Here is a 14,509-nt window from a genome sequence, read left to right as displayed (position 1 = left end):
TCTACGGCGATGCTGCCCGCGTCGCCCGAGCCGCCGGTGCGGTCCGGAGTCGCGCGATCGTCGTGGCCAGTTGGCGCCGGAGCGGCTTGGGGATTCTCCCTTCCGTGACGGCGCCGACCAGTTCGTCGGCCACGACGTGCAGCTTGGTGTTCGTGTTCTGGGAGACCGAGACGAGCACGCCCCACGCGTCATCGGGGCTCAGGCCGAAGGAAGCCATCAGGACCCCGCGGGCCATGTCGATGACGGGCCTCGTCTCCATGGCCCGCCGGAGCTGCGCGAGTTCGACGCGCGGGTCCTGCTCCGCGTCCGAGTCCGCGGCCACGTCCACGTCCACGACGGACAAGGACACCAGGTCCTCCGTGATGCCGGGGTCCTGCGCGACCGACGCGGCCAGTACACGTTCTGTCATGGCGGCCACTCCGTAGACGTCCGGGCGTCATCACCTCACCCAGCGTCGGTCCGAGAGGCTTACCCGTCAAGAGATACAGGAAATGTCGTTCGCCCTTTTGAATGCGTGAATCAAACGCCCTATCTTGTAGGGATGGGAGCAGTACCTGAATCACACAGCGGTTGGACCTTCCTCACCAACCATGCCCGCGTACTGGCCGCGATCGCCGATGACCCCGCGACCCGCATCCGTGACATCGCCGCTCGCTGCCGGCTCACGGAGCGCGCCGTACAGAAGATCGTTTCTGATCTGGAGGAAGGCGGATATCTCTCGCACACGAGGCAAGGCCGTTCCAACACGTATCGCATCGAGTCGGGGACCATCCTGCGGCACCCCGCCGAATCGGGGCTCGCCGTGGCGGAGCTGCTCACGCTCCTGGCCCAGCACGACGTCGACCACGGCGACGGCCCCCGGCAGTTGGAGTCCTCGCCACCGCACGCGCGCGATGCGAAGCCCGACTCGTGATGTGCGGGCTGACCTGCGGCGCATCCGTTCCTCGCGGGCCGGATGGCCGCACGGGGCGCCGGTAGGCTGGGGAACATGGCCTACGAGATTCCGGTGACGCAAGCCCGTGCAGAGCTCGCCGACCTGATCAACCGCGTCGTGTACGGCGGTGAGCGGGTGGTCGTCACCCGTCATGGCAAGCCACTCGTGGCCCTTGTCTCCGCCGCAGACCTGGAGCGGCTCGAGGCGTTGTCCGAGTCACCGCCCGAAGCGGACGAGGAGCAGGTGATCAGCTCCGTCTCGTCGTTGCGCCCGACGTCGTCCCCGTCCGGCGCGGGCGAAGGCCGCCGTTTCGGCATCGCGGCCGAGCACCGGGGCCCCAACGCGACGTAACTGTCGGGTGATTGCACGCGGGGGCCGCAGGTGCACATAGGGGCGTAGAAATGGCCGTATACCCCCGTCCGCTACAGCGGGGGCATACGGCTGTCCGAGTGCCGGGGCGCTGACAGGTCAGGAGACCGGCACGGCGCCCGTCGCCGTCGCGGTCGCCGTCGGCGTCTCCTCGCGCGTCGCGGCAGCGGGACGGTGGCGGAGCGCGCCGAGCAGCACGGCCGTCAGGCCGAGCAGGGCCCAGACGGCGAGGGTGACGAGCGGGCCCGTGATGCGCGCGCCGTCGAAGAAGGACACCGAGCGCAGCAGAGTGCCTCCGGCGCCCGGCGGCAGCAACTGCCCGATGAAGCCGACCGGTTCGGGCAGCAGCCGTGGCGCGGACGTCACGCCGGAGAACGGGTTTCCGAGCAGCACCATGGTCAGCGCGCCGATCCCGATGCCCGCCGTGCCGAGGAGCGCGGCGCATCCCGCGACGGCGCCGCCCACCGCGAGGGTCGCGAGTCCCAACACCCCGGCTTCCGCCCACCAGTTGCCCGTCAGGACGCCGAGCCAGCTGTGCGTCACGGTCGCGGCGACCACGCCGACCGCCCCGGCGGCAAGCGCGAGGGCGCCCGCCGCGCGGATGCCGCGCAGGCCGAGCATCGTCACCATCGCACCCGCCGCGACCCCCGCGATGGCCAGCGGCAGGATGCTCGCGCCGAGGGCGGCGCCCCGCGGGTCGGCCGTGGGCGCCGGCACCACGTCGGTGGTCGGCACCTCGGTCCCCTCGGGGGCCTGACCGGCCACGGCCTGCTCCAGGAGCTGGGCGACCACCGGGCTCGCCGCCGTCGCGGTCAGCAGCTTCATGCCTTGCGGCGTGACGACGACCGCCCCGTACACGGCCCGGTCCTCGATGGCGTCGCGGGCCGCGGACTCGTCGGCGTACTGATGCACCTCGAACGCGCCGCCACGGCCCGCCAGTTGTGCCTTGAGCGGAGCCGTCGCCGCGGCGGGTCCCGCCACGCCGAGGGGCAGATCGCGCGGGGCGGTCCTGGTGGCGGGCCAGGCGAAGGCCCACAGGGCGAGGGCCACGACGGCGGAGACCAGGACGGCCGCCAGCACCATGCGGCGGCCTTGAGGAGGCGAGGTGGCGACGGGCGTGGACATGGGCTGCACCCCTTCTGGGAAGCGGATCAAAAGAGAAGGATCGTTCGTTTTACGTGATGCCCTCACTGTGCTGCCGGGCGTGGAGCTTGTCAAGAATGAATGTTCGTTTTAGTTTGGCGGCATGGCCCGCGTATCCCAGGAGCACCTAGACGCACGCCGCCGCCAGATCCTGGACGGCGCCGCCCTCTGCTTCGCCCGCAACGGTTTCCACGCCACCTCGATGCAGGACGTGCTCAAGGAGGTCGGCCTCTCGGCCGGAGCGGTCTACCGCTACTTCCGGGGCAAGGAGGAGCTGATCGGGGCGATCGTCGGCGAGGTCCTCGAATGGATCCAGGAGACCTTCGAGGCGGCGGCCAAGGAGACCCCGCCGCCACCGCCGGACGAGCTGGTCGGCCGCGCGCTGGCCCAGGTGCTCGGCCGGAAGACCGGTGCCCGGGAGGGGGAGGTCTCGTACTTCCCGCGGCTGATCGTCCAGGTGTGGGCGGAGACCCTGCGCAACGAGGAGCTCGCGTCCGTGATGCATCAGGGGTACGCCAAGGTGCGCGTCGCCTGGGTGAAGATCGTCGAGGGGTATCAGGCGGCGGGCATGATGCGCGGCGACATCCCGGCCGACCATGTCGCGCGGGTGATGATCGCGACGGCGCAGGGATTCGCCGCCCAGCTCGCGCTGTTCGACGAGGTCCCGATCGAGGCGCTGCAGGACGGTCTGCGCGGTCTGATGAGCATGGGTCGGCCCGGCTGACTGGTGCGGATGAGTATGGGGCAGCCCAGCTGATGGTCATGGAGCGGTCAAGTGCTGGTTAACCTCGTTGAAACTCCTCCCAACTAGCCTGCGATCCCACGCCACCAGGGGATTTGGTAACCGGGGTGCGCAAGATCATGCGTACTGCCTGTGTGTTACATCTATATCCGTCGCGGTGGCCGCGGCAGCCGGACCCCGCACGGTCCGGAGCGAGGACTGTGAGGTGGGACGCGTGCAACTGACCCCGCACGAGCAGGAGAGACTGCTCATCCATGTGGCCGCGGACGTGGCCGAGAAGCGAAGGGCGCGGGGGCTGCTGCTCAATCACCCCGAGTCGATCGCGCTCATCACGTCCCACATCCTCGAAGGTGCCCGGGACGGCCGCACCGTCTCCGAACTCATGTCGTCGGGGCGCAAGGTGCTCACCCGCGACGACGTCATGAGCGGCATTCCCGAGATGATCCACGACGTCCAGGTCGAGGCCACCTTCCCGGACGGCACCAAGCTCGTCACCGTCCACGACCCGATCGTCTGACGGGGGCCGGCCACATGAGTTTCGCGCAGAGTCCCACGCATCCGGTGATCCCCGGCGAGATCCTCTTCGCCGACGAGCCCGTCGCCTACAACGAAGGCCGCGAGGTCACCGCCCTCACCGTCCTCAACGCCGCCGACCGCCCCGTCCAGGTCGGCTCCCACTACCACTTCGCCGAGGCCAACCCCGGTCTCGACTTCGACCGCGGTGCCGCCCGCGGCAAGCGGCTCAACATCGCCGCCGGGACCGCCGTGCGCTTCGAGCCCGGCATCCCCGTCGACGTCGAACTCGTCCCCCTGGCCGGCCTGCGTGTCGTGCCCGGCCTGCGCGGCGAGACCGGAGGTCCCCTAGATGCCTGAACTGTCCCGCGCCGCGTACGCCGACCTGTTCGGCCCCACCACCGGCGACCGGATCCGGCTCGCCGACACCGACCTGCTCGTCGAGATCGAGGAGGACCGCTCCGGCGGCCCCGGACGCTCCGGCGACGAGGCCGTGTTCGGCGGCGGCAAGGTCATCCGTGAGTCGATGGGGCAGTCGCGCACGACGCGCGCCGAAGGCGCCCCCGACACCGTTGTCACCGGCGCCGTGATCATCGATCACTGGGGCGTGGTGAAGGCCGACATCGGCATACGCGACGGCCGCATCACCGGCATCGGCAAGTCCGGCAACCCGGACACGATGGACGGCGTGCACCCCGATCTCGTGATCGGTCCGGAGACCGAGGTCATCTCCGGCAACGGCAAGATCCTCACCGCCGGCGGCATCGACACCCACATCCACTTCATCTCGCCGACCATCGTCGACGAGGCACTCGCCTCCGGGGTCACCACCCTCATCGGCGGCGGCACCGGACCCGCCGAAGGCAGCAAGGCGACCACGATCACGCCCGGCTCCTGGCACCTGGCCCGGATGTTCGCCGCGATGGACTCCAGCCCCGTCAACATCGGCTTCCTCGGCAAGGGCAACACCGTCTCCGCCGAGTCCATGCACGCCCAACTGCGCGCGGGCGCCGTCAGTTTCAAGATTCACGAGGACTGGGGCGCGACCCCCGCCACCATCGACGCCTGCCTGAACGTCTGCGAGGACACCGGCGCCCAGCTCGCCGTCCACACCGACACCCTGAACGAAGCGGGCTTCATCGACGCCACGTTCGCCGCCGTCGCGGGCCGCACCCTGCACGCCTTCCACGTCGAGGGCGCGGGCGGTGGACACGCCCCCGACATGATCACGGCGGTGTCGCTGCCGAACATGCTGCCCAGCTCCACCAACCCGACCCGGCCGCACACCGTCAACACCGTCGAGGAGCACCTCGACATGCTGATGGTCTGTCACCACCTCAACCCGGCGGTCCCCGAGGACCTCGCCTTCGCCGAGTCGCGGATCCGGCCCACCACCATCGGGGCCGAGGACATCCTGCACGACATCGGCGCCATCTCGATCATGTCGTCGGACTCGCAGGCCATGGGACGCATCGGCGAGGTCGTCATGCGGACCTGGCAGACCGCGCACGTGATGAAGCGGCGGCGCGGCTTCCTGCCGGGGGACACCCGCGCCGACAACCGGCGCGCACGTCGCTATGTCGCCAAGTACACGATCAACGCGGCGGTCGCCCAGGGCGTCGACCACGAGATCGGCTCGGTCGAGAGCGGCAAGCTCGCCGACCTGGTGCTGTGGGACCCGAAGTTCTTCGGCGTCAAACCGCAACTGGTCATCAAGGGCGGCCAGATCGCGTACGCGCAGATGGGCGACGCCAACGCCTCCATCCCCACCCCGCAGCCGGTCCTGCCGCGGCCCATGTTCGGCGCGCACGGCAAGGCGCCGGGGCTCAACTCGCTCAACTTCGTGACGCAGTCCGCGCTGGACGACGGACTGCCGGAACGGCTCGGTGTGGCCAAGGAGTTCACCGCGATCCACTCCACGCGCGGCCGTTCGAAGGCGGACATGCGCGAGAACGACGCCCTGCCGAGGGTGGAGGTCGCGCCCGACAGCTTCGCCGTGACCATCGACGGCGAGCTCGTCGAGCCGTCGCCCGCCGCCGAACTGCCGCTCGCGCAGCGGTACTTCCTCTTCTGATGGCCGCCCGCGATGTCTAGGGCCGCGCTCCTCGTCCTGGCCGACGGCCGGTTCCCCGCCGGAGGGCATGCCCACTCCGGCGGGGCCGAGGAAGCCGTCAAGGCGGGACGCATCACCGGTGCCGCGAACCTGGAGCAGTTCTGCCGGGGGCGGCTGCACACGACGGGGCTCGTGTCCGCCGCGCTCGCGGCGGCCGCGGCCCTCGGTATCGACCCGCTGGAGCTGGACGAGGCCGCCGACGCGCGGACACCGTCGGCCGCGCTGCGCGGTGCCGGCCGGCGGCTCGGGCGGCAGATGATGCGGGCCGCGCGCGCCGCGTGGCCCGACCCGTCGCTCGACCGGCTGGCCGCCGCCCGGCCCAAGGGGGCCCACCAGCCCGTCGTCCTCGGCCTTGCCGCGCGGGCGGCGGGGCTCGGGGCGGAGGACGCCGCGTACTGCTCCGCGTACGAATGCGTCAGTGGGCCGGCGACGGCGACCGTGCGGTTGCTGAGCCTGGACCCGTTCGACGCGACGGGAGTGCTTGCCCGTCTCGCGCCCGAGCTCGATCTCGTGGCGCGGGCCGCGGCGGACGCCGCGCGGCGCGCGGTGGCCGACGGGATCGACGCGCTGCCCGCCGCTTCCGCGCCGCTGCTCGAAGTCGGGGCCGAGGCGCATGCGGCCTGGCCCGCGCGGCTGTTCGCGTCGTAGGGGCGGTTCATCTCCCCGCGCCCACCCCTTCCCGAAGCTGGGGCTCCGCCCCAGACCCCGCTCCTCAGACGCCGGAGGGGCTGTCCATCCGTGAACCACTGGAGTCGCACCATGCATCTCGACCACTCCCACGACGAATCCACCGCCGTGAGCGCCGACGCGCACCGCCCCGACGGCCGCCGCCGCGCCCTGCGGATCGGGCTCGGCGGGCCCGTCGGGTCCGGCAAGACCGCCACCGTCGCCGCGCTCTGCAAGGAGCTGCGGGCCGAGCTGTCCCTGGCCGTCGTCACGAACGACATCTACACCCGCGAGGACGCCGAGTTCCTGCTGCGCGAGGCCGTGCTGCCGCCCGAGCGGATCACCGCCGTGGAGACCGGCGCGTGCCCGCACACCGCGATCCGCGACGACATCTCCGCCAACCTGGAGGCCGTGGAGGACCTGGAGGACGAGATCGGGCCCCTGGACCTGATCCTCGTCGAGTCCGGCGGCGACAACCTCACCGCGACCTTCTCCAAAGGCCTCGTCGACGCGCAGATCTTCGTCATCGACGTCGCGGGCGGCGACGACATCCCGCGCAAGGGCGGCCCCGGCGTCAGCACCGCCGACCTCCTGGTCGTCAACAAGACCGACCTCGCCCCGCACGTCGGCTCCGACCTCGCCCGCATGGCCGCGGACGCCAAGGCCCAGCGCGCCGAACTGCCCGTCGTCTTCCAGTCGTTGAGGTCGGAGCAGGGCGTCGGTCCCGTCGCCGCCTGGGTACGCGCCCAGTACGCGGCCTGGACCGCGTCCGCATGAGCGTGGACGCCGTCGTGGCATCGGGGGTGCGCGGCACCGCCCGCATCACCGCGCGGGGCGACGGACGGGGTGGCACCGCCCTGCCCGTGCTCGACGGCGAGGGGCCCATCGTCCCGCGCCGCACCCGGGCCGCCGGAGCGGGCGCCCACGTCACCCTCGTCGGGGCGATGAGCGGCCCCCTCGGGGGCGACCACCTCACCGTCGAGGCCGCTGCCCACGACGGGGCCCGGCTGCGCGTCGGCTCGGCCGCCGCCACGCTCGCGCTGCCGGGGCAGTCGAAGGAGGCGGCGCGCTACGACGTGCGGCTCACGGTGGGCGAGGACGCGGAACTGCTGTGGCTGCCGGAACAGTTGATCTCCGTACGCGACAGTGATCTGCGGGTGACCACCCGGGCCGAGCTCGCCGCGAGCGCGCGCCTCGTGCTGCGGGAGGAGCAGGTGCTCGGGCGGACCGGTGAGGACCCGGGGCGCCTCAGCAGCCGCCTCACCGTGCGCCGCGCCGGTCGCCTCCTGCTCGACCAGGAGCTCTCCTGCGGGCCCGGCGCGCCCGGCGGATGGGACGGCCCCGCCGTCCTCGCGGGCCATCGCGCGATCGGCCAGCTCGTGGTCGTACGCCCGGAGTTCGATCAGGAGCGCCCCGCGCCGGCCCTGCTCGCAGACGGCGCCACGCTCACCCCGCTCGCCGGCCCCGCGGTACTCGTCACCGCCGTCGCCCCCGACGCCCTGCGGGTGCGCCGTGTCCTCGACGAGGCCCTGCGCACACTCACGTGAACGGGGGCATATCCGCTCAGCGGGGTTCCCGGCACCGTCTATCGGATTGGTAAAGAAACACCGGCTGCGTCTGTCGCACTGAACCCGAAGACCGACAGGATCCTCCTACTGTTCGAAAATCGACAGGTAAATCGACAGGGGGAGGAACCAGTTGAGACGCACCACAGCATTCGGCGCAGCCGGCACGCTGATCACGGGCTCGCTCATAGCGGGCGCGATCATGGCACCGGTCGCCAATGCCGACGCCCGCCAGGGCAGCGGCAGCGCTGAGGCCCGCCAGCGGACCAGCTCCGAGGCGCGCGGTGTGGCGATCGCCGCCCGGCGTGCCGCCAAGGCCGGCATCGACTGGCAGGCGTGCCCCGCGGACTGGGGTCTGGAGAAGGCCGTCACGTGCGGTTGGGTGACCGTCCCGGTCGATTACGCCAAGCCCAACGGCAAGAAGATCAAGCTCGCCGTCGACCACATCGGCAACACCGGGACGAAGAAGGAGCGCCAGGGCGCGCTCGTCTACAACCCCGGCGGCCCCGGCGGTTCCGGGCTCCGCTTCCCCAACCGCGTGGCCACCAAGGCCAAGCTCTGGGAGAAGACGGCCAAGGCCTACGACTTCGTGGGCTTCGACCCGCGCGGCGTCGGCCACTCGGCGCCCATCTCGTGCGTGGACCCGCAGGAGTTCGTCAAGGCCCCCAAGCTCGACCCGGTGCCGGACTCCGAGGCGGACAAGCGCGCCCAGCGCAAGCTCGCCGCCGAGTACGCGGACGGCTGCGCCGAGCGCAGCGGCGACATGCTGCCGCACATGACGACGCCGAACACCGCGCGTGACCTGGACGTCATCCGGGCCGCGCTCGGCGAGAAGAAGCTGAACTTCCTCGGCGTCTCCTACGGCACCTACCTCGGCGCGGTCTACGGGACGCTCTTCCCGTCGCACGTGCGCCGCATGGTCGTCGACTCGGTGGTCAACCCCTCGAAGGAGAAGATCTGGTACGAGGCCAACCTCGACCAGGACGTCGCCTTCGAGATCCGTCTCAAGGACTGGATGAAGTGGGTCGCCAAGTACGACGCCACCTTCCACCTCGGGGACACCGCGGACAAGGTCGCCAAGAACTGGGACAAGCTGCGTGCCGCCGCGAAGAAGGAGCCGCTCGGCGGAGTCGTCGGCCCCGCCGAGCTCATCGCCTACTTCCAGAGCGCCCCGTACTACGACTCCGTCTGGGTGTCGATCGCGACGAACTTCAGCAAGTACGTCGCCGGTGACGCCAAGCCGCTGATCGAGGCAGCCAGCCCCGACCTGTCGGACACCGCGGGCAACATCGCGTCGGAGAACAGCAACGCCGTCTACACGGCCGTCGAGTGCGCGGACGCCAAGTGGCCGACCAGCTGGAAGAAGTGGGACCGGGACAACACCCGCATCCACCGCGACAACCCGTTCATGACATGGGCCAACGCCTGGATGAACCTGCCCTGCGCGACCTGGTCGAGCAAGCAGCACGAGCCCGTCGAGGTCAAGACCGGCAAGGGTCTGCCGCCCGTGCTCATCGCGCAGGCGACGCGTGACGCGGCGACCCCGTACGGGGGCGCCGTCGAGCTGCACAAGCGGTTCAAGGGCTCGCGTCTGATCACGGAGAAGGACGCCGGCTCGCACGGCATCACGAACCTGGTCAACCCGTGCCTCAACGACCGTGTCGACACCTACCTGCTGACCGGCAAGGTGGACAGCAAGGACGTGACGTGCGCTCCGCACGCCACGCCCAAGCCGTGACGGTCTGCCGTTAGGCATTGAAGGGGGCGACCGGAGCGATCCGGCCGCCCCCTTCTGCTATGCCGCCGCCTCCTGCGCGATCGCTGCCGTACGCGGCTCCGCGATCGCCACGTAGTCCGCGGTCCGCAACGCCAGCGAACGGTCCAGACGCGCCGCGTTGAAGAAGATCTCCTCATGGGCGAGCAGCCCCGGATCCACGACCAGCTCCAGCTCGGGGTCGAAGGAGATCGGCAGGATCGTGCCGCTCACGCTGCCCGCGAGCCGCTCGGCCGCTTCCTGCGTCGCGAAGCCCGCGTACGTCCCGCCCAGGAGTTGCTTGACGGCGTTCAGGTCGACACGCCGGTCGCCGGGCACCACGGCGAGCACGTACCGCTTCGTCTTCTTGCCGATCTTCACCATCACCACGATGCACTTGGCGGCCTGCTGCAGCGTGTTGCCCCGCAGCGCGCTCACCGCCTCCGTGGCGCCCTCCGCCTCGTGCTCGATGACGCGGTACGCCGCGCCCCGCTCGTCGAGCAGCCCGACGAGTTTCGTGTACAGGGTGTGTTCGCTCATGGGTGCGACCGTACGTCAGGGCATCAACTCAGCGGCATCCGGGGGAATTTACGCCTGCTCGCCGCGGCGGCGCGCTCGGCTTCCTCGGCCTTGACGACCGCGGCGTACTTGTCGACGTACTCCTGTCCGGAGAGCCCGAGGATGGCGTACATGATCTCGTCCGTGACGGCCCGCAGGACCGCCTTCTCGTTCTCCATGCCCGCATAGCGCGAGAAGTCCAGCGGGGCGCCGAAGCGGATGGCCACGCTCTGGAAGTTCGGCACCTTCTGGCCCGGCGGCTGCGCCTCGAACGTGCCGATCATCGCGCAGGGGATCACCGGGACCTGCGCCTTGAGCGCCATCGCGGCGACGCCGACCTTGCCCTTGTAGAGGCGCCCGTCGTGCGAGCGGGTGCCCTCCGGATAGATGCCGAGCAGCTCACCCTTGCGCAGCACCCCGAGGCCCTCGCGGATCGCGGCCTGGCCCGCCTCCTTGCCGGAGCGGTCCACCGGGATCTGCCCGGCGCTGCGGAAGAACGCGGCCGTCAGACGGCCCCTGACGCCGGGGCCCGTGAAGTACTCGGCCTTCGCGAGGAAGGTGATCCGCCGCTTGATGATGGCGGGCATCAGGAAGTGGTCCGAGAACGAGAGATGGTTGCCCGCCACGATCGCCGCCCCCGACTCCGGTACATGCTCAAGACCCTCGATGCGCGGCCGGAACATGAGCCGCAGCAGCGGCCCCAGGACGACGTACTTGAGCAGGTAGTAGAACACCCGTTGCTCCTTGACGTAGGTGGACCGGCCTGGGTGCTGCGTCGTCGCAGGTCACGGGTCCTCGCGCAGCGGTCAGTTTAAGTGCGTCGCCGCGACGGGAGAAGGGAGCGAAGCCGGGCGGCCTCGGTCCCTTGGCGTGATCGCACGCCTGGCCGGTGAGGCGCCCGTACGGACCTCGCCCTCCACACGTCCGGGTGAGCGTCCGGCGTGTCGCTCGCGCGGGCGGCGGGTGCCGGGGGTGGCCTGGCCTCTCTCCGACGCAGTACGTCACCGTCACCAGGAGGTCCCCATGAGGTCTCGTCCCACGTCCCGCCTGCGCCCGGCCGCGGCCACCGCCGCCGCGCTGGTCTCCCTCGCCGTCGCCGCGCCCGCCCACGCGGCGGGGGAGACGGCCCCCGAGCGGTCGAGCGGCGTCTTCCTCACCGTCACGGGGCAGGACAACGCCTGGGTGCGCGGGGTGCTGCTCGACTGCGTGACCCAGCGGCCGGCGCACCATCCGCACGCGGCTGCGGCCTGCGCGGCGATCGACAAGGCGGGCGGCGACTTCGACGCGCTGCCGACGACGAAGTCGGGGATCTGCACCAAGCAGTACGCCCCGGTCACCGTGAGCGCGACGGGGCTGTACCGGGGCAAGCCGGTCAGCTGGAACAAGACGTACGGCAACGCCTGCGAGATGGGCTACTCGACGGGCGCCGTCTTCCGCTTCTGACGACGTCGGCCGACGCCCACCCCAGGGCGCCGCCCCGCACCTTTCCTCGGCGGTGTGCGGCGCCTAGGGCCCTTCTGACGGATCTCCGTGGCGTCGCGACGCCCGGCACGCACTCTCGCCGCACGGTGTGAAGGGACAGGTGGCTCCGCCACATGACCCTTCACACCGCGCGCCGAGCGCACGCACCGAATGCCGCTCCTTCTCCCACGGAGATCCGTCAGAAGGGCCCTAGGGCGTACTGCGCGAGAGCACCATCGCCAGTGTGAGCATTCCGATGACGACCCAGCCGAACCACAGCCAGCCGTTGCTCCCCAGCGCGACCGTGTACGCGGTCACCGCGACCAAGCCTCCGATGGTGAATACACCCATCGTCTTCGTAGAATCAGGCATCGCCCTGCCTCCTCCCGGCAGCCCGGCGCCTCGACGCCAAGACCGCGGCCTGAGACCATCCTCGCCTGCGAAGACCCTTCGCCGCTAGCGCCCGCGCGCGGCCAGTGAGGCGAGATAGGCGTTGTACGCCTCCAGCTCCTTGTCGCCGTCACGGTCCGCGGCCCGGTCCGTGCGCCGTGCCTGGCGCTGTTCGGAGCGGTACCACTGGAAGAGCAGCGCGAGCAGCACGAGGACCGACGGCACCTCGCTGAACGCCCAGGCGATGCCTCCGGCGGCCGTCTGATCGGCGAGGGCGTCGATGCCGAGCGAGGACGGCGGATTCTTGTAGGTGCCGACCATCGGCTCGGACGCCATCATCAGGGCGATGCCGAAGAACGCGTGGAACGGCATGCCGGCGAACAGCTCCAGCATCCGCATGATGTATCCGGGCCGGTGCGGCCCCGGGTCCACGCCCATGATCGGCCAAAAGAAGACCAGGCCGACCGCGAGGAAGTGCACCATCATCCCGATGTGGCCCACCTTGGACCCCATCAGGGTGTCGAAGAGCGGGGTGAAGTACAGCGCGTACAGGCTCGCGATGAACAGCGGGATCGTGAACGCGGGGTGCGTGATGATCCGCATGTAGCGGCTCTGCAGGACCCACAGCAGCCACTCGCGCGGGCCCTTGTGGCCGCGGCGGGCCGAGACAGGCAGCGCGCGCAGGGCGAGGGTGATCGGCGCGCCCATCAGGATCAGGATCGGCGACAGCATGCTGATGATCATGTGCTGCACCATGTGCACGCTGAACATGACCATGCCGTAGTCGTTCAGCTTGGTGCACATGACGAGCAGGATGGTCAGCACGCCCACCACGAAGGAGACGGTGCGCCCGACCGGCCACTTGTCACCGCGCCGTACGAGGCGGACCACACCCCAGCCGTAGAGCGCGAGGGCCACCAGGGAGCCGATGAGGAAGAAGGGGTCGGCCGAGAGCTCGAGCCCGCGCCCCAGCGTGAACGGCGGCAGATCCATGTTCATGCCGTGCCCGCTGTGATCCATCCACTGGCTCCTGATTCGTGCGGTTGTGCGCTGTGTGTCCGCACCAGACTAGAACGGCCCCCGGACGCCGACGCGTCCGGGGGCCGTTCGAAAAGAGGGTGGGCTCAGAGCACGCACTCCGCCTCGGCGTAGCGCTCGTCCGGCACCGTCTTGAGCGTTTCGACGGCCTCGGCGAGCGGGACCATCGTGATGTCCGTGCCGCGCAGCGCCGTCATCTTGCCGAACTCGCCGCGGTGCACGGCCTCCACGGCGTGCCAGCCGAACCGGGTGGCGAGGACACGGTCGTACGCGGTGGGGGTGCCGCCGCGCTGGACGTGTCCGAGGATCACCGGGCGCGCCTCCTTGCCCAGGCGCTGCTCCAGTTCGCCGGAGAGCCGCGTGGCGATGCCCGCGAACCGCTCGTGGCCGTACATGTCCTTGGTGCCCTCGTCGAAGTCCATTGTGCCCTCGCGGGGCTTGGCGCCCTCGGCGGCCACGACGATCGCGAACTTCTTGCCCGCGGAGAAGCGCTCGCCGACCTTCCGCGCCAGTTCCTCGATGTCGAAGGGCCGCTCCGGCACGACGATCGCGTGCGCGCCCGCCGCCATGCCCGAGTGCAGTGCGATCCAGCCGGTGTGCCGGCCCATGACCTCGACGATCAGGACCCGCTGGTGCGACTCGGCGGTCGTCTTGAGCCGGTCCAGGGCCTCGGTCGCCACGCCGACGGCGGTGTCGAAGCCGAACGTCACGTCGGTGACCGCGATGTCGTTGTCGATCGTCTTGGGCACCCCGACGATCGGCAGACCGGCGTCCGAAAGGAGCCGGGCCGCCTTCAGCGTGCCTTCGCCGCCGATCGGGATGACCGCGTCCAGGCCCAGGTCGGCGAGGTGGCCCTTGGCCCGCTCGACGCCGTCGCGCAGATGCGCGGGCTGGACACGGGAGGAGCCGAGAATCGTTCCGCCTCGCGCCAGGATGCCGCCCACCGCGTCCAGGTCGAGCTTGCGGTAGTCGCATTCGAGCAGACCGCGCCAGCCGTCGTGGAAGCCGATGACCTCGTCGCCGTGGTCGACGACGGCACGGTGCACGACCGAGCGGATGACGGCGTTGAGACCGGGGCAGTCGCCGCCGGACGTGAGGACACCAATGCGCATAGCCCGCCAACGTCTTTCATAAAGAGGGGCCCTTTTGCTGCGTGGGCCGGAATCCGGACCACGTCGTCCGGCGGGAACCCCGCCACCCTATAGGCGGCAGGGGGCGGGGCCGCACCGGGCGTCCGACTGCTGGACTGTGCCGCTCACCTGTG

The 14,509-nt window shown here is 70.6% G+C and carries 18 protein-coding genes; 11 read left to right on the top strand and 7 right to left on the bottom strand.

Annotated elements, in window-relative coordinates:
• Position 1: 1 nt before the first annotated feature.
• Positions 2–409, bottom strand: a complete 408-nt coding sequence (locus tag AB0I66_RS09250) for an ANTAR domain-containing protein (RefSeq protein ID WP_363207138.1) — start codon at positions 407–409, stop codon at positions 2–4.
• Between the two features lie 132 nt (positions 410–541).
• On the opposite strand from AB0I66_RS09250, the gene AB0I66_RS09245 reads away from it, so the two are divergent.
• Entirely contained in the window at positions 542–913 is a 372-nt protein-coding gene (locus tag AB0I66_RS09245) for a helix-turn-helix domain-containing protein (protein WP_363207137.1), read from the top strand.
• Positions 914–988: 75 nt separating this feature from the next.
• Positions 989–1,285: a type II toxin-antitoxin system Phd/YefM family antitoxin gene (locus tag AB0I66_RS09240; RefSeq protein ID WP_363207136.1), complete on the top strand. Its 297-nt coding sequence runs from the start codon at positions 989–991 to the stop codon at positions 1,283–1,285.
• Between the two features lie 117 nt (positions 1,286–1,402).
• On the opposite strand, the gene AB0I66_RS09235 is transcribed toward AB0I66_RS09240, so the two are convergent.
• Positions 1,403–2,428, bottom strand: a complete 1,026-nt coding sequence (locus AB0I66_RS09235) for an ABC transporter permease (RefSeq protein ID WP_363207135.1) — start codon at positions 2,426–2,428, stop codon at positions 1,403–1,405.
• 121 nt (positions 2,429–2,549) lie between these two features.
• On the opposite strand from AB0I66_RS09235, the gene AB0I66_RS09230 reads away from it, so the two are divergent.
• From AB0I66_RS09230 to AB0I66_RS09195, 8 genes are all read left to right on the top strand, one after another.
• Positions 2,550–3,170, top strand: a complete 621-nt coding sequence (locus tag AB0I66_RS09230) for a TetR/AcrR family transcriptional regulator (RefSeq protein ID WP_363207134.1) — start codon at positions 2,550–2,552, stop codon at positions 3,168–3,170.
• A 232-nt stretch (positions 3,171–3,402) separates the two neighbouring features.
• Positions 3,403–3,705, top strand: a complete 303-nt coding sequence (locus AB0I66_RS09225; protein WP_363207133.1) for an urease subunit gamma — start codon at positions 3,403–3,405, stop codon at positions 3,703–3,705.
• A 44-nt stretch (positions 3,706–3,749) separates the two neighbouring features.
• A complete protein-coding gene (locus tag AB0I66_RS09220) occupies positions 3,750–4,061 on the top strand; it encodes an urease subunit beta (protein ID WP_363207850.1) in 312 nt (103 codons plus the stop codon).
• Complete coding sequence (locus AB0I66_RS09215) at positions 4,054–5,775, top strand: urease subunit alpha (RefSeq protein WP_363207132.1); 1,722 nt, start codon at positions 4,054–4,056, stop codon at positions 5,773–5,775. Before AB0I66_RS09220 ends, AB0I66_RS09215 begins: the two co-directional genes overlap by 8 nt.
• Before the next feature lie 12 nt (positions 5,776–5,787).
• Positions 5,788–6,462 (top strand): urease accessory UreF family protein, encoded by a 675-nt coding sequence (locus tag AB0I66_RS09210; protein ID WP_363207131.1) that lies wholly within the window; start codon positions 5,788–5,790, stop codon positions 6,460–6,462.
• A gap of 111 nt (positions 6,463–6,573) precedes the next feature.
• Positions 6,574–7,257 carry an urease accessory protein UreG gene (gene ureG, locus AB0I66_RS09205; protein ID WP_363207130.1) on the top strand — a complete coding sequence of 228 codons (684 nt, stop codon included), beginning with the start codon at positions 6,574–6,576 and terminating at the stop codon, positions 7,255–7,257.
• A complete protein-coding gene (locus AB0I66_RS09200) occupies positions 7,254–8,027 on the top strand; it encodes an urease accessory protein UreD (protein ID WP_363207129.1) in 774 nt (257 codons plus the stop codon). Before ureG ends, AB0I66_RS09200 begins: the two co-directional genes overlap by 4 nt.
• Positions 8,028–8,247: 220 nt before the next feature.
• The gene (locus AB0I66_RS09195; RefSeq protein ID WP_363207849.1) at positions 8,248–9,783 is read left to right on the top strand and encodes an alpha/beta hydrolase; all 1,536 of its coding nucleotides are present in this window, start codon (positions 8,248–8,250) and stop codon (positions 9,781–9,783) included.
• A gap of 57 nt (positions 9,784–9,840) precedes the next feature.
• Here the strand turns inward: AB0I66_RS09195 and AB0I66_RS09190 are convergent, their stop codons facing one another.
• Positions 9,841–10,338, bottom strand: a complete 498-nt coding sequence (locus tag AB0I66_RS09190; RefSeq protein WP_363207128.1) for a YbaK/EbsC family protein — start codon at positions 10,336–10,338, stop codon at positions 9,841–9,843.
• A gap of 23 nt (positions 10,339–10,361) precedes the next feature.
• The gene (locus AB0I66_RS09185) at positions 10,362–11,090 is read right to left on the bottom strand and encodes a lysophospholipid acyltransferase family protein (RefSeq protein WP_363207127.1); all 729 of its coding nucleotides are present in this window, start codon (positions 11,088–11,090) and stop codon (positions 10,362–10,364) included.
• Between the two features lie 289 nt (positions 11,091–11,379).
• On the opposite strand from AB0I66_RS09185, the gene AB0I66_RS09180 reads away from it, so the two are divergent.
• Positions 11,380–11,799, top strand: a complete 420-nt coding sequence (locus tag AB0I66_RS09180) for an SSI family serine proteinase inhibitor (RefSeq protein WP_363207126.1) — start codon at positions 11,380–11,382, stop codon at positions 11,797–11,799.
• A 228-nt stretch (positions 11,800–12,027) separates the two neighbouring features.
• On the opposite strand, the gene AB0I66_RS09175 is transcribed toward AB0I66_RS09180, so the two are convergent.
• The 3 genes from AB0I66_RS09175 to AB0I66_RS09165 form a co-directional block, all read right to left on the bottom strand.
• Positions 12,028–12,189, bottom strand: a complete 162-nt coding sequence (locus tag AB0I66_RS09175) for a hypothetical protein (RefSeq protein WP_190078913.1) — start codon at positions 12,187–12,189, stop codon at positions 12,028–12,030.
• A gap of 84 nt (positions 12,190–12,273) precedes the next feature.
• Positions 12,274–13,227, bottom strand: coding sequence for a cytochrome c oxidase assembly protein (locus AB0I66_RS09170; protein WP_363207125.1), 954 nt, complete (start codon positions 13,225–13,227; stop codon positions 12,274–12,276).
• A gap of 104 nt (positions 13,228–13,331) precedes the next feature.
• The gene (locus tag AB0I66_RS09165; RefSeq protein ID WP_363207124.1) at positions 13,332–14,357 is read right to left on the bottom strand and encodes a 6-phosphofructokinase; all 1,026 of its coding nucleotides are present in this window, start codon (positions 14,355–14,357) and stop codon (positions 13,332–13,334) included.
• Positions 14,358–14,509: the final 152 nt, after the last annotated feature.

Source organism: Streptomyces sp. NPDC050439 (assembly GCF_040655335.1).
Classification (GTDB): Bacteria; Actinomycetota; Actinomycetes; order Streptomycetales; family Streptomycetaceae; genus Streptomyces.
The sequence above is the reverse complement of the archived record's forward strand: the minus strand, read 5'-3'. Positions and strand labels throughout refer to the sequence as shown.